Origin of the sequence: Pseudoalteromonas sp. ECSMB14103 (genome assembly GCF_000813065.1) — a bacterium.
Lineage (GTDB): Bacteria > Pseudomonadota > Gammaproteobacteria > Enterobacterales > Alteromonadaceae > Pseudoalteromonas > Pseudoalteromonas marina.
Genome location: NZ_JWGY01000005.1, coordinates 94928 through 113681, shown reverse-complemented (window position 1 = coordinate 113681; position 18754 = coordinate 94928). Strand labels below are relative to the sequence as shown.

Sequence of the window (18754 nt, the reverse complement as noted above, 5' to 3'; positions counted from 1 at the left end):
CCACCAAAATCCAAGCATGCAAAAAAGGATGAATAGTCATTCAAATATTCACAAAAATTAAAACCGTACATAAATTGTACCTTACACGGGTAAAGCTAATAATAAATGGGTGATAAATTTAACAAACCCAACAAACCACACTCATCCAACCCTTTTTTATTCTAAAAAAGTGAATTTTAATTCAATTTACACATTCCCTGATTCGATTGTGACTGATATCATATTCACTGTACTTTACTTATGTTAAATCTTTGAACTAGGGATCATTTTTATGTTTAAACCAAGCTTGTTAACCTTGGCTATGTCGGGCGCCCTATCTAGCGCTTTTTTACTTCCAAATACTGCGTTTGCCCAAGAGCAAGAAGCCGCAAAAGACAAATCACTTGAAGTTATTGAAGTAACAGCAACACGACGTAGCGGCTCAGTGCAAAACGCACCGCTTAACATTACAGCGCTTGATGCCGACATAATGAAAGACCAAAACATCAGCGAGCTCGCCGATGTAGCACGTTGGGTACCTGGTTTAACAATTACCGATCAAGGTGGTCGTTCTGGTTCACCTATTATTGTACGTGGTTTAAACACAAACTCTTCAGGTCCATCATCAGACGGTGGCACCGTTGCAACTTACATTAACGAGATCCCAGTCGCCATTGATATGCGCCTAGTCGACGTAGAGCGCGTAGAGGTTCTTATTGGGCCTCAAGGTACGCTGTACGGTGCAGGTACATTAGGTGGTGCTATTCGTTACATGCTTAAAGAGCCTGAGCTTGATTTCACATCACTTGAAGTATTCGGCAATGTATCGCAAACACAAGAAAGCGACTCTATTGGCGGTGAAGGTGGATTCATATTTAACTTACCATTAATTGAAGACACACTTGCCGTTCGTGCTAGCTTAAACATTTACGAAGACCCAGGTTTTATTGACTATGGTTACGTAGTGCGTGAGCCGGGCGTATCGTTACCTGATCCAGATTGGACCGACAGCGCAGCAGTTAACAACAACCTTAAAAATGTAGAAGACGCCAACGGTGAATCAACCACTACAGGGCGTATTTCTGTTCGCTTTAAACCAAGCGAAACATTTGAAGGTACACTTAACTACTTTTACCAAAATCAAGATAGCGAAGGTCGTTCAATTGTTCATTACAATACATTAAGCGCCGATAACGGTCTTGGTGATTTAATTGGTGAATACGAGTCAGGTTATCGCTACGAAGAACCGCGTGAAAAAGAAAACCAATTACTAAGCTTAGAGTTAAAAGCAGACCTAGGTTTTGCTGAATTAGTATCGGCAACAGGTATTTCGAATTTTGATGCAGACGGCCAACGTGACCAAACCGATTTACTTATTCGCCTTGATTACGGCTACGAAGAATTCCCTGCGTTTTCATCGTTCACACGTGAAATTGAAGAGCAAGACACGTTCACACAAGAAATTCGTTTAGTATCACAAAACGACAGTGACATTAACTGGATTGTAGGTGGCTTTTACAACAAAATTGAAAGCGATGCGTCTAGCCAAGAATACACCCCAGGCTTTGGCGACTTTGCAGTAGAAAATTTTGGCGCAGATCAATCTCGTCCAGACCAACTTGAATACTACTCAGTTGACCGCGTTGAAATAACAGAATCGGCTTTATTTGGTGAAATTGGCTACCAAGTTACCGACAAACTCGATATTACCGTTGGTGCTCGTTTTTACAAATACGATGTAGAATCTGAGTCAGCGGTCGACTTTCCATTATTCAATACCTTATTCGGCGGCGCAGGCCCAGACGACGTAACACTTAACTTTGAACAAAATGAAGCAAGCGACAACGGCAGCCTATTTAAATTTAACGCCAAGTATCAATTTACTAATTCAGTAATGGGTTACGCAACAATAAGTGAAGGCTTCAGAATTGGTGGTTCAAATGGTTTAGCACCTTGTCCTGATCCATTACCAGCTAACCAAGCGGGTTGTGGTAACCCAAGTGAAATGCTTTACGATGCAGATACAACAACTAACTACGAGCTTGGTTTTAAAAGCACATGGTTAAGAAGCCGTTTACACTTTAACGCTGCATTATTTAATATAGATTGGGACGACGCACAAGTTGCCGGTGCAACTGAGGTAGGCCAACTACCGTACTTGTCTAATGCCGGTTCAGCCAATGCGAAAGGTATTGAAATATCGTCGCGTGCAATTTTATCTGACTCATTCTCTGTGTATTCTACATATGCATACACAAAAGCAGAGCTAACATCAGACGCACCATTCTTATTTAATTCAGATGGCACAGATGGTGCAGAAGATGGCGACCGTTTACCAGGCTCGTCTGAGCACCAGTTTTCAATGGGTGTAAACTATCAAACCGATGTGTTTAACGACAAAACGCTTGATATTAACTACGGTATTACCGCACAAAGCGATGTAATTTCTCGTGTTGGTTTACGCGATAACGGTGAAACATTACCAGGTTATAGCTTAAGCAATATTTCAGCTAAACTAACCGCCGATGAGTGGTCAGCGACCGTTTACGTAGACAACGTATTTAATAAATACGCCGTTACGTCAGTTCGCCGTTCAGATGCCGATACTACCTCAGCAAATAGAACTGATATACAACGTAACTATGGTTACTTTATCAACCGTCCATTAACGGTAGGCATTAAATTTAATTATAAGTTTGAAATATAATTAACCGCTAAGTTTAAGTACAATCAAAAGGCTCAAATTTATTTGGGCCTTTTTTCTTTATTAACGCGTAACCAAACAATACAAATTAAAAAATGCAGCCAAATTTAAAGCAACTCCATCAAAGCGCCATTAAATATTTAAACGAAGGCAAAGTACAACTTGCCCACAAAAACTTAGTTGAACTGGTTTCGCATAAACCTGACTTTGCCGACAGCTATTTTTTACTGGCAATGGTTAACTTGCAAGTAGGGCAAATTTATAAAGCCATCAAGCTAATCGAAAAAGCCTTAACACTTGGCTCTAGCATTGAATATACTGCTCAACTGGCAAAATGTTATGCGCTTACCGGTGACTTAAAAAAAGCAAAAAATGTAGCGCTGTCGGTGCCTATTACACAAATAAAAAAAGCACTCGACGCCGATACTCTAGGCGTTGCACTTACGCAAGCAGGCCTACACGAACACGCTTTACATTATTTTGAATGTGCACTCACATTAGCCAATGCCAAACAACAACCTCAACCCCAGTTTTATTACAACTTTGCAGTAAGCGCCAAGTTTTTGGGCCTATTTGACAAAGCACACACCGCGTTTGAACATGCCATTGCACTTAACCCGCTTCATCATCAAAGCCACTTTGCACTCAGTGATTTAACTAAAGTAACAAAGCAAAAAAATAATATTACACGGTTAAAGCAAGTGTTTGAGCAGGTTTCACACCCTGATGCTAAATTACACATAGGCCACGCACTGGCAAAAGAATACCAAGATATTGGCGCATTTTCTGACGCCTTTACCGCGTTACAACAAGGTAAAGCAGCAAAGCATGCGCTTACCCCGTTTGATAACGCGTCGTCAAATGCGTTGTTTGAACATATAAAACAACTCAGTGCTAAGCACAAAGCTCCACAAACGGGGGGTAATCCCACTGCTGAGCCTATTTTTGTACTAGGTATGCCCCGCTCTGGCACCACATTAGTTGAGAGAATATTATCGAGCCATAGCGACGTGCAATCGGCTGGTGAACTACAAGACTTCGGCCTAAGTGTAAAAAGATTAAGCAACACACCCACACCTAACGTGCTCGACATACAAACACTCACTAAAGCGTATGAGCTTGATTTTAATCAGCTTGGCTCAACATATTTAAACGCCACCCGCGTTACTACCGGTAGCCATAAACATTTTATAGACAAACTCCCGTTTAACTTTTTTTATATCGACTTAATCACTAAAGCACTGCCAAACGCTAAAATTATTTGTATGCTGCGCGACCCAATGGACACCTGTATTGGTAACTACCGCCAGCTATTTACTATTAACAACCCTTACTACGCGTATTCGCTAGACCTACTCGACACTGCTAAATTTTATAGCCGCTTTTACTCACTCATGCAGCACTTCAGCGCCCTGCACAGCAATATAAAAATTGTGAAATACGAAGAATTAGTCGCACAGCCCGAGCAGCAAATAAAAGAGTTAGTCAGCTTTTGTGATTTAGAGTGGCAAGCACAATGTATAGACTTTCACTTAAACACCGCACCGGTATCTACGGCCAGTAAAGTGCAAGTACGCCAACCGCTAAACAACAAAGCCATTGGGCGTTGGAAGGCATTTAAACCACATACTGACGAGGCCCAAAATTACCTGTTAGAGCAAGGAATTACGTTGCAATAGCCATTAATTATGCATTGCTTTAGTAAAAGTGAATTTATAAGCCAAAGTTAAAGCTTAGGTTTATATATTCATAACACAATAAACTTCCCAGCTTTAACTAGAGAGTTTTTATATATTGCAATAGAGAGCATTTAACTTGGCTTTTTAGATTGAACTTTTCTTATTTGAGAAATAGCTTCCATTAAAAAAGCCGTATTAAGCCCTACAATTATTAACCCATTAACAGCCGTTAAACTGCCAAGCAGCCGCCATTGAGTGCCCAACACAACGTCGCCATAACCAAGTGTTGTAAAGGTAACAACCGAAAAATAAAGTGCGGGCTCTAATTCGCTAAAAACATCAAAAATTAAAAATATAGCAGCCCATAACCACGCACTCGCCGTTAAGCCTCCTACCAACCAAATTACCATTGCCGTGACGACTAAAATCATCTTTAGAGTTTTTGAGCCGTTTAGTAACCAATCGTTAATATTAGCCAGCGCTTTAGACAAAACACCAATAAACATTGCTTGTATTAGCACCGTGCCACAAATAACAAATGTTCCAATAATAAGCTGTATTAGCATTTTGATCCCACTGCTTAAATCCTTATATTTTAAGTAACATTATACATAAAATTCACAACAGGGTAGGAACCTACATTCACTATAATAAAGTATTTTTACTACCGTTATTTAACAGTTTATTACTGCTATTACTACCGTGCTAAAACTCAGCCAAAACCTAAGTAAGACAATATTTAGGTAAATAAAAACAGAAATAAACACTTAAAACCAAAAGGAAATGCAGTAACCGTAAACATCACTAAACCGCTAAGTAATCACCGGGAAAGCAATAACAAAAATGTTTGGCGTAAATCATCAATTTAATAAAACTACAGATAGTTATGCCTGTACTTGCTTTAACTCACCTGACTCATATTCCGTTAAATTTTCATTTAACTCGATAGATTAGGTTTAATCTGCAAAGTGCCATGAGCAGACATCGAAGGCTTTAATGTCTGAAGTCAAAATTTGACCCCGCTTACTTCCTAAAATGACTAGAAGCATAAGTAAGACTCTAAACAGGAGACTAAACTTTCTGTTACTCATGGCACATAACGCAAAACTAAGCGGCTGGCGATAGCCTGTCCTTACTTGAGCATATTGTCATGACCGTAATTATCACTCACGTAATCACTTTTAAAACTACCATCAATAGTTAAAGATTTGCTAAAAGTACTTTTCGCAGCCTCGCTATCTCCTTTCGATAAATAGGCGAATGCCAAACTGTCGTAGGCCTGCGGTGCATTGGGAAACAATGAAACTAAATATTCGAACATATCAAATGCCTCGGTCCACGATTTGGTATTAAGTAGTTCCATTCCTACTTCATTAATTGTTCTCCCGATGAATCGACTGTAACCATTGTCGTTATAAACCTGTTTGAAGTTTTTAAAGAATTGTTGTTTTCCTTTTGATTGGTAGTACTTAAAGGCAAAGTTTTTTTCCAATTGTCTAATTGGTTGATACTCACCATTTTTGATGTAAGAGTGTATTCGACCAGAAATGCGTTCGGCAACTAAGTGATCAGTGTTTGCCAAAACAACTATTTCATAGCTAGTGTCCAAATCTACTTCCGCGGCCGCACTGATGCCCTGACCACCTCCATATGCACCCCAATGGGAGCCGTCCATTGCAAATAAATGGCGATTAATCGCATCTGAGTTTTTTAATAACTTATTGCTATAGAATAACGCTCGATAAAATCGCTGCACATCAACAACGGTCGATTCAATGCCGCCATCGGGACTAGGATGTTCATTAAAACCGACCTTCCTCAAACTGCCATTGTACTGGAATGTATATCGGACTGACTGATATTCATGAGGATTAACCGGCCTGAAGGTCGTTGAAGACATCTCAACCCGATTGAAGATATTGTTTTTGAGTAGTTCTTCGAAAGGCTTTCCAGTTACTTTCTCAAGAATCACTCCTAATACCACATACCCATAATTTGAATATTTTCGATCAGTTCCAGGTTTATATAAAAGGGGGTTATTTATCAATATCTTTATTTTCTTGTTTAGAGTATCAAATGCAAGTTGATTCTGACGATATTCGGCCACAAAGATATCAGCAAAGCCTGCACTATGATTTAGTAGGTGCTCAATCGTGATTTTATCAGCATCAGGTTGTTTGAACCCCAACTCGAAGCTAACTAGTTTATCACTTAATTTTAATTTGCCAGCCTCAACCTGTTGCAAGATCAAGACCTTGGTAAAGTCTTTCATGATTGAGCCAAGATTAAAGCGACTTTGAATGCTGTTCTTTATTTTTTCTTCGACATTCTGAAAGCCATAAGATGACGCAAACTCCACCTCATTATCTTTAGTTATCAGTAATGCGCCGGAGAACCAGCCCATCTGCTGGTATTGCATGGCGATGCTGTCTGCAATCGTTGCGAGACTAACAGATTTATCTTGCTTTAGATCCTCACTGTCCAAAGCCAGTGAATAACTGGCAAAGAATAAAAGAAAGATTAAAACTAAATTTTGAACCATTTGGCGGAATCCTTTCTGTCATAACGCCGCAAATAAACGGCAAAAATTAGTTGGCTATAGTTTGTGAGGCACGAACAAAGCCAACTGGTTTTTGTCCGCCCTTTTTAATTTGCCTTGTTATGTGTACTTTAGCTCTATAATTTCCAGAGCTTCAACTTCAAGGCTAACAGCTTTATTTTTTGCATCTGTTACTTGAGCACAAGATTCAGGATCATCAGAGTCAAACCATTCGAGGTGAGTCATAACCTCCATTGCGTTAGCTAACACAACATTTTCTGTTTCGTCCTCATAAACGATGCAAATAGGATATTCTGGAGTGTTTTCCAATGCTCAATTGTCCTTGTACACATAACTTCCAAATATGAGACGCAAACACGTGTGCAAAAATGGCGAAGCCGCACACGTGTTTGCGTCCCAACGAGCGCCAGCGAGTGCCATAATTTGTTTGTTATATTTCATTGGTAAAAGACTTCCTTGGTGACATCAAAGCCACAATCCTCACCTAATGTAACGACTATCAAGTGTTTTCGAACTAAGCCTGCGTCGATGTCAAACCAAGTTTTAAATTCACTACCTTCTTCAAAACTTTCTAGGGCTGCCGCAAACGTTGGTTCGTTAAAACTGTCAGCGACTAAGTGGAAACCTTGAAACGGCTCAGAGTTAAGTGCTTTTGGGGCTGAAATCAACACTGTGTATTATGCCCAGATAGTTTTACATCTATTGATATTTGCTCTGCGTACTTGGCGTTATACATTTCTCTCATTTCATCTGAAATACTACACCCTGCTTGGGCGCCAAATGATAGTGAAATTATAAGTCCAAAAAAGTATTTGAGCATCAATTGCTCCCTGAAATATAACGCCTTGCTCAGTTGCGCAGCGGTTGTAGTGGATTTTTGTGCGAAAATGAGCACCGCGAATGCACAAAAAGGAGCGTAGACCGATACGTCAACTGGAGCAATTTGTTAAGTGTTACCCCTCCAAACATTGACTTTTACTTAGAATATTTGATTTTAGATTCTTGAGTTTACGGGTAGATTCCGACCATAAAATTTCGCCCCCATCTCCAATTTCTTCGTAAATCGCTAGAACCTGTGTAACACCAATGAACTCCCATTTCACATCAACACCTTCGGGGCCACCTTTGTACGGATAGTCATGCTTTCGACCAATTTTCTCGACCTTCTCATATGCTTCCGATTTTGAATTAACTGTATGTACATCAAGACTTTAATTTTCAATAACTTACCCTGCAATACTATAATACTTATACAACATTCTATACAACAATAGGTCTTATTATGTATGAAAATCTAGATAAAGGACTGGCTATTTATCGCCAGAAACATACTAAAAGCTATTATGTCAGATTAAGAATAGATAAAAAAGAAATTAGAAGAAGCTTATCAGTATCCGATATTAGCGAAGCTAAAAGTCTCGCTTGGCGCTTTAAGTTTGATATGGAGGGTAAAAAACTAGCAGGATTACCAATACTTGCAACGAAAGAATTAACTATCAATCAGGCTTTTCAGGAAGTCATAAAAGAGCTAGATAATATTAAAGTTCAAAAAACGATATATGATGATTATCGTCTAGTGATCCATAATTTTATAACTCCTTATTTCAAAAATAAAACGATTAAAGATCTAACATCAAAAAATATTAGATTATATTTTGAAAGTTTAAATCTATCGTTGACCAGAAAAAGAATTAATACCACTTGTTTTAAAAAACTATTTCAATTTTTAGAAGAGGAAGAGCATATGAAAAAATCAGAACTCCCAACGTTGCCAAAAGTTGAAAGTAATAAAGTTGAGAACCGTGAAGCTTTTTACAGTTTCGGATCATAAAAAATAATCAATGAACTACAAGAGTTTCACAACCTTGGTAAACCAAACTTTAAAACGAAAGAGTATCGCCAAACTTTATATCATTACTTTATTTTCCTTGGTGAGACAGGTATTCGTGCAGGTGAAGAAATTAAAAACCTAATGTTTAGTGATATTGAAAAAGATGGTTTAAATCACCTTTTAACAATTACTAAAGGAAAAACAAAGGGCTATTCCAGAGACAGGACAATTGCTTTAAGTAGAAAAGCATTTGATGCTTTATGTGCTATTGCTCAAATCCAAAACCCAGAAAAAGATATAAACATTAAAAACTTTATGAGTATTAATAGACTAATACTTGAAGCTTCGTTTGTTGAAAATGAAGTTTCAAGTAATGATGACGATGAAGCGTCAGATATTAAGATCCCTTGCTATATTCGAGTGTTTGGACTTTTTATTAAACACCTAAAAGCTAATAATATTATTAAAAGTCATTACACATTATATTCTTGTAGGCATTTCTATATAACTACAAAGCTTCAAGGTGGAGTTGATGCTTATGTCCTTGCTAAATATGTTGGGAGTTCGGTTGAAATGATACATAAGCATTATGACCATCACAAAATAGGCACGCAAGAGAACATCGACAAACTAACAAGTAAACAACACGAAGTTATATTTTAGTCTGACATTTTGATATTAACCTCTCGCCCCTAATTTTTAATTTTTCTTGTGAGCTTGCGAGAGTGCAACGGGTGAAGCGTAGCAAACGGGTCTGGGGTTTCCCCTGTCCTCGAAGAGCTCACACAGGCGGAGCCTGTTTTAGTGTGCTAAAACAGTGTTTTGCACAGTTCTTTTTATCAGCCTTATAATTTTATTTTTATGCAGTTCTAGCCATTATTCCACAGCCTTTTTCATCAGCCCTTGATTAGCTTTTTTTATATGGTTCATTGTATATAAAAGGAGCTTAAGAAATGGGCAAAAATATTGTGCTGTAAATACAAAATATTATAAAAATAGCAACGTAGGAGAGATTGATCACGTATTACGAAATATGACTATAAACGTTAATGCCATTGAATGTTTAACTAAAAATAACTTTGGTTTTTCATTTGGGAATTGTAATTTAAAAAGTCACTATCAAAACAAACTTGAACAAGCCAAAAAAGCTAATAATTTAGCTCTTCAAAAAAATAGTAATACGTTCATTGATAGTGTTTTTAATTTTTGACTCTGTGCAGTTTGAAAAGTGCCTAAATGATGGTAAAAAAAACGAGATAGAACAAGCCACAAAAAACTTTATGAATGAGTATAAAAATCTTTATGGTTTTGAACCTATCGGCTTTGAGTTTCATTTGGACGAAGGAACAACAATTGATTTTGATAAATATGAAAGATTAGATACTGAAGAACAAAAAAATATGTTGCTCTTGATAATCCAGATGAAGATTTTACAACTGAATATATTAAAAAAATGTTCACGCTCACGCTGTATTTTTAAATTATGATTTTGAACAAAATAAATCTTGTTTACGCAATATGAGAAAAAAGGATTGGGAGAACTCACAAGACTTATTACATAAGCATTTTAAAAAGTTTGGTTTTGATCGAGGAGAAAAGAAACAAACGAGAAAAAAAGATCATAAAAACAAGGCTGATTTTGTTCGAGAGTTAGAATTAAGAACAAATGAGTTGGTTGAAAATCATTCTAAAAATTTGCAAGAGAAAAATAACCTTCTTGATCAAATAATAGAGCATCAAAACGATTTAAACCGATTTGATAACTTAGCTTTTTATGCTGAAAAAATAAAAAGTTTTGTTTTATATTTTCATGAAAAAACCCGGGTTTAACTTTAAAAATAATGAAATTGTCAGGAGCTGAAAAATTAAAAGATATGGCTGTATCAATTTATGATTCATTAACTAAAAAATCAGATATCCCCCCGTTTTTATTAAAGAAATTAAACCTTTAAAAAAGAAAGAAATTACAAAAACTGAAGTAGATATTGAAGCAAAAAAGAAACATATTAAAAAATAAAAAATCGTAGAAAATACAGCAATAAACCCAGACCAAATAAGGATATTTGAAATGAAAAAAACAGCACTACAAGAAATGGAAATTGATAAAAAACTATTGTTGACAGAATTAACTTTAGAAGTAAATCAGCCCGAAAATAAACAAGATGAAAATGCACTTTTAGCAACATCAAAAGCTGAAATACAAAAAGCAGAACAACTTATTTTAAACAATGAAAATAACAAAAATCTAAGTTCAAAACATAATAAAAAATTAAAAATTGATTTAGTTTTAAAAGCTGATTTAGAAAAAGATAATAGACCAGTATCAACAAAATTATTAGACAGAATTGAAAACAATACAGAGTTTTTAAATGATTTAGATACTCAAATGGATTTATCAATTGTTGAGATTAATATTTCAAATACAGATGTAAAAAATGCAATTTCGGCATTAAGAAAAGTTGACCCAAAAAAAGCGGCCGAACTTGAAAATACTATAAATTTAAAAAGTAAAAAAACGAAGAAAATGACAATAATATTTAATAAATAAGAACAGCTCGATTAGTTTATTTCAAACGTTTTTTGTTTGAAAAAAAATAATGAGTAAACAAGAAAACCTTTGGTTTTTGCGTTAGTGAATTAATTATCGTTTTATTACCTTATAATTAAAAAGGTATATCATAAAGTTCATTATCATTCTTTTTGACTGAAACAGGTTCATTAAGCTCTTCTAATAACTCATCTAAATCAAAATCTTCTTCGTTAAAAGTTTTATCAATATTTTCCATTATGTCATTTTTAACTTCTTTTAACGTGCTTTCTTCTTCCTTGATTGTGTCGTTATTTTTTATTGTTGCTTTATAGTGAAACTTGTAATCGTCTGGTGAAATTTTAACATTTTTATTTACTGGATAGATGTATTCCCAGTCTAATAAGCCAAGTTCTTCAAGGCTTTTAAATGCTTGCTTAATTTCCATTATCCTTCCTGTTCTTGATAGTTTTTGATTGGCGTTCAATACTTTTAATAAGTAATTTAAAGGTAAATAACCCTTTGGGTTAATTTCTGTCAGAATCGCTAATTTAGTAATTTTTAAAAATCTAAGAGATTTTAAAATCATCAAGTTAACTTTTGAAAATCCGTTTTTTATTGTCGCTTTTTTATAAACATTTGAAAGCTCAAAAGACACTGTTTTAAGATTTATAGTTAATGTATCAAAAGATTGATTTTCCATATTTTGAATGATTGAAGTTAATTTTTTTAGATTGATTGATTTAGGTAAAAAGCTATTATCGCCCAAGAGACCGACTGTTGAAAAAGTTTGTATATCTTTATTTTTATTTACTTTGAAAATCATTGTCGCTTTAGTTAAAACAGCAATGAAAACTTTTAGTTCGATATTTTCATCAAAGTTTAATAATTCGTAGTGTAAAGGGTCTTGGTGCTCATGATTTCGTTCGGAACCGCCATAAAATATTTTTTATTATTCATATTTTTCTCTCTTATTAATTGTTAAATTAAACGCTTAAACTTCAATAAGAAATAAGAAATAAGAAATAAGAAATAAGAAATAAGAAATACAATAATATTTTTACACCAACTTACTTTACAATATTTAAATAGGTGTTAAATATATACTTATCTCGCAATAGATGAAGTTCAATTTAATCAAGTCACTCGTCAAAGTGGCTTTTTTTACGTCTATGGCATTATTAATATCATCTTTTTATTTATTGTCAAACCCCACAACTCAACACCACCAAACCCCATAAGGCAACACCACTAAACCCCACGAGACAGCACCACTAAAACCCCATAATTCGACACCCTATTAATACATATTAAAAACTAATATATATTCTTTAATGAAAATCCTTTAATAAAGAGCGGAATTGAGATTTGTTTTTATTAAAAAAGTATTTTGAAGAGCATTGCGAGCAATAGAATATGAGATTAAAGCTAATGTATCTTAAGTTGCTTTTTTAGAGGGGTTTTAAGGAAAGCCTACCCGTTAGATAGGCTTGTAAGAAAAGTTGATTAAATGAGAAGTTTGACCTAATAGAATACATCAAAAAGCAATAAGCTTAAGATCTAGTAGCGCTGATTCTAGTTTGCTCTGTACTACTATCTGCCCCTACTTTTTTGTTTAATTTTTGTCCCTTAATCTCTATATATTTATAAGTTAGACTTGAAATATAAATAACTATAGCAAGTATGACAATGACAACTAAATTATTTATCATAGCACCACCAAAGTTTAAAAACCTTATTGTTTCAATCATAGGTGCCATTTCAATACCTGTAATTTTTTGAAGTACCATAGCAGTAGATAACAAACAAAAAAGTATTGCATAGTGAGTCATATAAATTGAATACGATAGCTTTCCTGCATATTGCAATGGTTTTATTTTTAATAATTGTGAAAAAATACCACACTCAAAAGCAAAAAATAATACAGTAAAAAAGAATAACACTGGTGCAATAATTGAGCGATATTCAAAAGTAGATTGAACAATTAAGACAACCAATATAAGTAGTAACGTCTCAACGATGCTTCCCAAAATATAAGATGGTTTGAAATGTGATAGTTTTTTATACATTACATAAGTAAAGGCACCACCAAAAAAACAAGAAAGCCCTCTCAACACAGATGATACTAATATTTCAGATCCTAAATACATAAGAAGAAAGGCAGTGAATGAGATAGCAAACCAAGATATTATTCGATTAGATTTAAATAAGACAATAGATATATATAACAAAGCATACATATAAAACTCAATACTAATACTCCACGAAGGTCCATTAAAGCTAATATTTTCTGTGAACGGTGTCCATGAATGAATTAATAATAAATTAGGTATCATTTCACTAACTGCAGCGGAATTAGTAAAAGGTTCATTATTAAAAACAAAACCACCAAACTTATACGCAAACAACTTACCAAATTCTAGAATAACAAACACCAAAAACATAAAGAAGTGCAATGGATACAACCTGAAAAACCTCGCTTTCATAAACGTATTGAAATTAAGGTTTTCTTTAGACCCATAACCGTGAGCCAAGACGAATCCACTTAAAACAAAAAAGAACTCGACGAAAATACTACTATTATTAAAGAAATCCAGTTCAGTGACAGAACCAAGTACGTTCATATGATATAACACCACTGATAAAGCACATATTCCTCGAAAAGCATCCAATGCCTCAAATCTTTTATTCATCATCCTACTCGCTACCAAAAAATTAATAATCTCGAAAGTATTATACAGGCAAGGCAATGCAAGGCAATGCAAGGCAAGGCAAGGCAAGGCAATAATTATTTTTAAAGGTCAAGTCGAGGGTCAAATCTTGACTTCAGACATTAAGGTCAAGTCGAGGGTCGGTCAAGTCGAGGGTCAGATCTTGACTTCAGACATTAAGATTTTTGACTAACTATTTCTCGCTCATCACTGCCCTTAATAACCATTCAAACATGATCAAATTTTATAGCTTTGCCTTAAAATAGCCCCCCCCGTCAATAGAACCTGTCGCTCATTCAAAGCACTTAATTTAGTGAACCTGAACCGCCCCACCACAACGCTTATTTACTATTGTGTCGGTTCAACTGCCAATAATGTCGATTCAGATAAACATTAATGAAGCAGGTTATAAAAGTCGCTAACTTTCTTATCAACAAAACGCCAAACACCTATTTTTTTGATAAGGAATACAGTCATGAACATTATTACAAAAACAGTTATAGCACTGAGTTTAGGAAGCCACTTTAGTGCTCACGCCATTGACCTGCGAGTCGACAACATTCGTTTGTACCAAAGTAGTTCGCAAAGCTTTTCTGCGCCAAGTTCGCTGTATATTGATGAGGGTAAAATTGTAAGCATTACTAAAGCGACTGACCCACTACAAAACGCAGATAAAACAATTAACGCCAACAACCAGTATGCAATACCCGGTTTAATTGATTTACATGTACATTTAGGCTCATCGGGCAGTAACTTTACTGAGTTTCAGTATTTGCCGGTTAAGTCGCACTTTAATTCTAATTTGTATTTAGGCGTAACTAACATTGTTGATTTGTTTTCGTTTGAACAAACCCTAAACGAAGCCGCTCAATTAAAAGCAGCCCAACTAACCCCTAACCTTTTTTATGCGGGTACTTTGTTTACCAACCCTGGCGGGCATGGCACGCAGTTTGGTGGCCAAGCATACGAAATTGCAAAAGATGAAGACATAGCAGCGCTGTGGCAAAAACATATAAGCACAAAGCCACATGTAACTAAAGCAGTTATTGAAACCTTTGGCGGTGTGGGTAAATCGTTAACTGATAGCCAACTGGCGGAGCTAGGTAAGCGCTCTAAAGCCGCTAATTTACCGTATTTTGTGCATGTTTCTACACTAAATGATGGTAAACGCGCAATTAAGGCCGGTGCAACGGCTTTAGCGCACGGCATTAATAGCGAAGCGATTGACGATGAGTTTATTACGCTAATGAAAGATCATAACGTAACTTACATTCCTACCCTTGCGGTGTACCACAATCACAGCGATGAAAAGCATAACCATACTATTAGCTCACAAAGCGAGTTACTAAAAACTATCCCTGAAAAGCTTCAAGGGTGTTTGTTTGAAAAGGTGCCTGCACCTTCAAAGTGGAAAGAGCACGCGTGGGATGAGCGTAAAACAGCTTATGCAAATATACAAAAGCTACATAAAGCTAATATTACTATTGGCACAGGCTCTGATGCCGGAAACCCATACACGCTGCACGGTATTGGGTTACACAACGAGTTAGATGCGCTTAAAAAAGCAGGCCTAACTAATGGTGAAATAATTAACGCAGCAACGGTTAACGGCGCAAAAGCGATTAATAAAGCTGGGAGCATTGGCAAACTTGCTAAAGGTTTTGAGGCAAGTTTTGTACTGCTTAAACAAAACCCACTTAATGATATAAATCATATTCACACTATCTCACAGGTGTATAAAACAGGTTTAAAAGTAGACCGCCCAGCGCTTATTGCTCAAAACAAGGCCATTACACCACAAGGCCCTACCTGCAATGAAGAAGTTAAAAGCAGCCAAGCACAGCATAGTATTGATGATTTTACCGGTGATACACCATGGCAAGCTATGAGCGATTCGGTAATGGGTGGGCAGTCTGTTGCAACGCTTACCACGCATAAAAATAGCTTAACTATTGATACAACCATTACAAAGCCTACCAGCTTTGGTGCATGGGCGGGCGCTGAAATTAAGTTTTCGTCACCGGCTGATGCCTCAACATTTAAAGGTATTCGCTTAACCTATAAAGGCTCAACTACACCTTTTGCTATGTCTGTTTATCATAGTGATGTAAAAGATTGGGATCACTTTAGTGTACTTTTAAAACCACGCGATGAGTGGACCACGCTTGATATACCTTTCACTACATTTAAACAGTTTGGGTTTGGTAGCCCCGTTACGTGGTCGGCAACAGAATTAACAGGGGTTAACTTAATGTGGCGTAAAATGCCAGGCGCAAGCAACGAGCCGTTAAAAAACACACTACAAATCAAAGAGCTAACTTACTTTTAAATAAGTAACAGTCAAAACGCAAACTCTTTGGGTTTTGACTGTTTTTTGTTATGGTTTAATCACTTACAAAAAGAAGCACCTATTATGCTCAAACATCCTTTTTACAAATACAGCTTTTTTATTCTACTTATTGTTGATATTGCTTATGCCCTTGGGCTGATAATTGCTAACTCTGCGCCCTTAACAGGCGGCAGTGCACTCGCCGCAACCGTGTGGTTTATTACTTTTTATTGGGTTCCGGTATGGAGTGCGGCAGCGGTTATTTTTTTTCTGCGCAATAAGCACATTAATAAAACAGCACTTGAATGGTTAATTGCCGTTGTATTTATGGCCCTCGGTAATGTGCTTACCGATATAGTGCTCACACTACTTTTTGATGGGCATAAATCAATGGGGATATTTGTTGTATTTAACGGCTTACTTTGGGGCTCGTGCATTTACCTTACCAGTATTTTTATTGAAAGCAAAAAACGCGTAACAGCTGAAAAACATGCGCTTAAACAAGCCCAACTTGCTACATTGCGATACCAGCTAAACCCTCATTTTATGTTTAATAGCTTAAATACAATTTCCGCTTACATACACACAAAACCCGATTTAGCCGATGAAGTACTGCATGAACTGGCTGATATTTTAAGGTACTCGCTTGATACCGCAGAGCAACAGCAAATACCTTTACAGCAAGAGCTTACCATAATAGAAAAGTACCTAAATATTGAAAAAGCACGCTTTGGCGATAAGCTTAAGGTTAATTACCACATTCCTAATACCCTTAAAAACAAAACGCTACCACCTCTACTTATTCAACCTATTATTGAAAATGCAATTAAGCACAATGCTAAACAAACTTCACTTACACTTAATATTACCCTGAGTGAAATGTCTAACGGGGTAAAAATTGTGATAAGCGACAACGGAAAAGGCTTTACTGACGACGTATTAAAATGTGGCTACGGAAAAGGTATTGGGATGAAAAACATTATGCTACGCGTTAATCAACTTGGACAAAGTAAAGTATTGCTCAGTAATGATAATGGTGCTGTTGTTACGCTGGAGCTAGCGTTATGAACAATATAAACCTGCCAAATAAAACGACTAAAATGCGCATACTGTTTGCCGATGACGAGCTTCCTGCTCGCGAAAAATTAAACCATCAATTAAGCTTAATGGAGCATGTTGACGTCGTAGGTATAGCCACAAATGGCAAAGAGGCCATTGCATTAATTAATGAGCTGACTCCTGATGTGGTATTGCTTGATATTCAAATGCCTGAAATTAATGGCCTTGAACTCATTGATTTACTTAACTATCAACCCATTATTATTTACACAACCGCGTACGACCAATTTGCGATTGAAGCATTTGAGCACGCCTCAACTGACTATTTACTCAAACCTTTTCCAATTGCACGATTAAAAAAAGCGTTAGCCAAAGCACAGCAGCAATTAGAGCAACAACGAGCGCACACTCATGTAACTAGCTGCGCAGGTGAACCCGCCTTTACACTCACCGAAAGTTCATTAAACAAACTGGTTAGTAAAAGTGGTGAGCGCATATTTTTACTTTCCCCAAGCGATATTAAATTTATTAAATCAGAGCAGGGAAATAGCTTAGCGTGGAATGGAGAAACGTTTAATCATTTGAGCGACACGCTCGATCAGCTTGAACACGCCCTAGCCACGCACAATTTTGTGCGTATTCATCGCAGTTATTTGGTTAATATTGACCATATAAAAGAAATACAGCGCTGGTTTAACGGCAAATTGATGGTGATTGTAAACGACGATGTAAAATCGGAGCTTAACACCAGCAGAGCCGGTGCCGATAAGCTAAAACAATTACTGCATATTTAGGCTTATTTTAAAGTTAGCTACTGATCATTACTTGAGTAAACACTTAAAATAGGAAATTTATGTTCAGCAAACGAGACAGTTACCGACTGCGTTTCGTTACCCTTAAAACTTAATTTAAAAGGTTGAGGAGGTAGTCGCGTTCCATCAGCGAATAAAGCCAGTAAGTGGTCTTCGTTAAGCTCACGATTGCCCGTCGATAAATTAGTGAGTGTTATTACCGCCCAGCGTTCACCCTCGTTATTACTCATTAATATGTAATTTAAAACATTGAAGTCGCCTTTTTTAGGCGTAATGTTAGCATCGTTTGGAAATGCTAAATGCAAGCTATTGGGTATGGCTCTGTCTACGTTTATTACGTTCTCAGTATTTGCCAATACCGAAGACGACAGTAAAATCAACATTAAAATCCATGCTTTAACCATATTAATAACCCCCTTCGAGCGTTTATTGACGTTTGTATAGTCTACGTAGTTAAGCATACTCTCAGCATTTACCTATTATGTAAACATACACAACAAATACAGTAATGCTCACTAAGCGCTCATTCAGGGTGGCTTGTGTAACCTTAGTTTTAATTTCAC

The 18754-nt window shown here is 36.3% G+C and carries 18 protein-coding genes and 1 pseudogene; 10 read left to right on the top strand and 9 right to left on the bottom strand.

Going from position 1 to position 18754, the window contains the following annotated elements; translation table 11 throughout:
* Nucleotides 1-271: 271 nt before the first annotated feature.
* Nucleotides 272-2686 carry a TonB-dependent receptor gene (locus tag RF53_RS10245; RefSeq protein ID WP_039037578.1) on the top strand — a complete coding sequence of 805 codons (2415 nt, stop codon included), beginning with the start codon at nt 272-274 and terminating at the stop codon, nt 2684-2686.
* 92 nt (nt 2687-2778) lie between these two features.
* The gene (locus tag RF53_RS10240) at nt 2779-4362 is read left to right on the top strand and encodes a tetratricopeptide repeat-containing sulfotransferase family protein (RefSeq protein ID WP_039037577.1); all 1584 of its coding nucleotides are present in this window, start codon (nt 2779-2781) and stop codon (nt 4360-4362) included.
* Nucleotides 4363-4493: 131 nt separating this feature from the next.
* On the opposite strand, the gene RF53_RS10235 is transcribed toward RF53_RS10240, so the two are convergent.
* From RF53_RS10235 to RF53_RS10215, 6 genes and pseudogenes are all read right to left on the bottom strand, one after another.
* Entirely contained in the window at nt 4494-4928 is a 435-nt protein-coding gene (locus RF53_RS10235) for a potassium channel family protein (RefSeq protein ID WP_008129698.1), read from the bottom strand.
* Between the two features lie 566 nt (nt 4929-5494).
* A complete protein-coding gene (locus RF53_RS10230) occupies nt 5495-6904 on the bottom strand; it encodes a serine hydrolase domain-containing protein (RefSeq protein WP_039037576.1) in 1410 nt (469 codons plus the stop codon).
* Nucleotides 6905-7021: 117 nt separating this feature from the next.
* Entirely contained in the window at nt 7022-7147 is a 126-nt protein-coding gene (locus RF53_RS19655) for a hypothetical protein (RefSeq protein ID WP_268747292.1), read from the bottom strand.
* A 212-nt stretch (nt 7148-7359) separates the two neighbouring features.
* Nucleotides 7360-7593: a hypothetical protein gene (locus RF53_RS19600; protein ID WP_235420620.1), complete on the bottom strand. Its 234-nt coding sequence runs from the start codon at nt 7591-7593 to the stop codon at nt 7360-7362.
* On the bottom strand, nt 7587-7742 hold the full coding sequence (locus RF53_RS19595; protein WP_235420619.1) for a hypothetical protein: 156 nt from the start codon (nt 7740-7742) through the stop codon (nt 7587-7589). The genes RF53_RS19600 and RF53_RS19595 overlap by 7 nt, the downstream gene beginning before the upstream one ends.
* Nucleotides 7743-7875: 133 nt before the next feature.
* A pseudogene (locus RF53_RS10215) lies at nt 7876-8100 on the bottom strand (DUF4288 domain-containing protein); the annotation flags it as partial.
* Between the two features lie 104 nt (nt 8101-8204).
* Between RF53_RS10215 and RF53_RS10210 the strand changes: the two are divergent.
* The 5 genes from RF53_RS10210 (at nt 8205) to RF53_RS10190 (ending at nt 11301) form a co-directional block, all read left to right on the top strand.
* Nucleotides 8205-8753, top strand: coding sequence for a hypothetical protein (locus tag RF53_RS10210; protein ID WP_039037574.1), 549 nt, complete (start codon nt 8205-8207; stop codon nt 8751-8753).
* 141 nt (nt 8754-8894) lie between these two features.
* Nucleotides 8895-9416, top strand: coding sequence for a site-specific integrase (locus RF53_RS10205; protein WP_039037573.1), 522 nt, complete (start codon nt 8895-8897; stop codon nt 9414-9416).
* A 530-nt stretch (nt 9417-9946) separates the two neighbouring features.
* Nucleotides 9947-10240, top strand: coding sequence for a hypothetical protein (locus RF53_RS10200; protein WP_039037572.1), 294 nt, complete (start codon nt 9947-9949; stop codon nt 10238-10240).
* Nucleotides 10241-10271: 31 nt separating this feature from the next.
* Nucleotides 10272-10583, top strand: coding sequence for a hypothetical protein (locus RF53_RS10195; RefSeq protein WP_039037571.1), 312 nt, complete (start codon nt 10272-10274; stop codon nt 10581-10583).
* Nucleotides 10584-10821: 238 nt separating this feature from the next.
* The gene (locus RF53_RS10190) at nt 10822-11301 is read left to right on the top strand and encodes a hypothetical protein (RefSeq protein ID WP_039037570.1); all 480 of its coding nucleotides are present in this window, start codon (nt 10822-10824) and stop codon (nt 11299-11301) included.
* Between the two features lie 115 nt (nt 11302-11416).
* On the opposite strand, the gene RF53_RS10185 is transcribed toward RF53_RS10190, so the two are convergent.
* Both RF53_RS10185 and RF53_RS10180 read right to left on the bottom strand, forming a co-directional pair.
* Nucleotides 11417-12106 carry a hypothetical protein gene (locus RF53_RS10185; protein WP_039037569.1) on the bottom strand — a complete coding sequence of 230 codons (690 nt, stop codon included), beginning with the start codon at nt 12104-12106 and terminating at the stop codon, nt 11417-11419.
* A gap of 727 nt (nt 12107-12833) precedes the next feature.
* A complete protein-coding gene (locus RF53_RS10180; protein ID WP_235420618.1) occupies nt 12834-13976 on the bottom strand; it encodes an acyltransferase family protein in 1143 nt (380 codons plus the stop codon).
* 490 nt (nt 13977-14466) lie between these two features.
* Here RF53_RS10180 and RF53_RS10175 point away from each other — a divergent pair, with 490 nt between their 5' ends.
* From RF53_RS10175 to RF53_RS10165, 3 genes are read left to right on the top strand one after another with little or no spacing between them, the layout of a single operon-like run.
* Entirely contained in the window at nt 14467-16320 is a 1854-nt protein-coding gene (locus RF53_RS10175) for a CIA30 family protein (RefSeq protein WP_039037568.1), read from the top strand.
* Nucleotides 16321-16347: 27 nt separating this feature from the next.
* Entirely contained in the window at nt 16348-17388 is a 1041-nt protein-coding gene (locus tag RF53_RS10170) for a histidine kinase (RefSeq protein WP_039037567.1), read from the top strand.
* Nucleotides 17385-18173, top strand: coding sequence for a LytR/AlgR family response regulator transcription factor (locus RF53_RS10165; RefSeq protein ID WP_039037566.1), 789 nt, complete (start codon nt 17385-17387; stop codon nt 18171-18173). Before RF53_RS10170 ends, RF53_RS10165 begins: the two co-directional genes overlap by 4 nt.
* Before the next feature lie 17 nt (nt 18174-18190).
* Here RF53_RS10165 and RF53_RS10160 read toward each other — a convergent pair whose 3' ends face one another.
* Nucleotides 18191-18595: a hypothetical protein gene (locus RF53_RS10160; RefSeq protein WP_039037565.1), complete on the bottom strand. Its 405-nt coding sequence runs from the start codon at nt 18593-18595 to the stop codon at nt 18191-18193.
* Nucleotides 18596-18754: the final 159 nt, after the last annotated feature.

Coding starts and splice junctions, on each gene's coding strand:
- RF53_RS10245 (WP_039037578.1), top strand. CDS start 272: ATGTTTAAACCAAGCTTGTTAACCTTGGCTATGTCGGGCGCCCTATCT.
- RF53_RS10240 (WP_039037577.1), top strand. CDS start 2,779: ATGCAGCCAAATTTAAAGCAACTCCATCAAAGCGCCATTAAATATTTA.
- RF53_RS10235 (WP_008129698.1), bottom strand. CDS start 4,928: ATGCTAATACAGCTTATTATTGGAACATTTGTTATTTGTGGCACGGTG.
- RF53_RS10230 (WP_039037576.1), bottom strand. CDS start 6,904: ATGGTTCAAAATTTAGTTTTAATCTTTCTTTTATTCTTTGCCAGTTAT.
- RF53_RS19655 (WP_268747292.1), bottom strand. CDS start 7,147: ATGACTCACCTCGAATGGTTTGACTCTGATGATCCTGAATCTTGTGCT.
- RF53_RS19595 (WP_235420619.1), bottom strand. CDS start 7,742: ATGCTCAAATACTTTTTTGGACTTATAATTTCACTATCATTTGGCGCC.
- RF53_RS10210 (WP_039037574.1), top strand. CDS start 8,205: ATGTATGAAAATCTAGATAAAGGACTGGCTATTTATCGCCAGAAACAT.
- RF53_RS10205 (WP_039037573.1), top strand. CDS start 8,895: ATGTTTAGTGATATTGAAAAAGATGGTTTAAATCACCTTTTAACAATT.
- RF53_RS10195 (WP_039037571.1), top strand. CDS start 10,272: ATGAGAAAAAAGGATTGGGAGAACTCACAAGACTTATTACATAAGCAT.
- RF53_RS10190 (WP_039037570.1), top strand. CDS start 10,822: ATGAAAAAAACAGCACTACAAGAAATGGAAATTGATAAAAAACTATTG.
- RF53_RS10185 (WP_039037569.1), bottom strand. CDS start 12,106: ATGATTTTCAAAGTAAATAAAAATAAAGATATACAAACTTTTTCAACA.
- RF53_RS10180 (WP_235420618.1), bottom strand. CDS start 13,976: ATGATGAATAAAAGATTTGAGGCATTGGATGCTTTTCGAGGAATATGT.
- RF53_RS10175 (WP_039037568.1), top strand. CDS start 14,467: ATGAACATTATTACAAAAACAGTTATAGCACTGAGTTTAGGAAGCCAC.
- RF53_RS10165 (WP_039037566.1), top strand. CDS start 17,385: ATGAACAATATAAACCTGCCAAATAAAACGACTAAAATGCGCATACTG.
- RF53_RS10160 (WP_039037565.1), bottom strand. CDS start 18,595: ATGGTTAAAGCATGGATTTTAATGTTGATTTTACTGTCGTCTTCGGTA.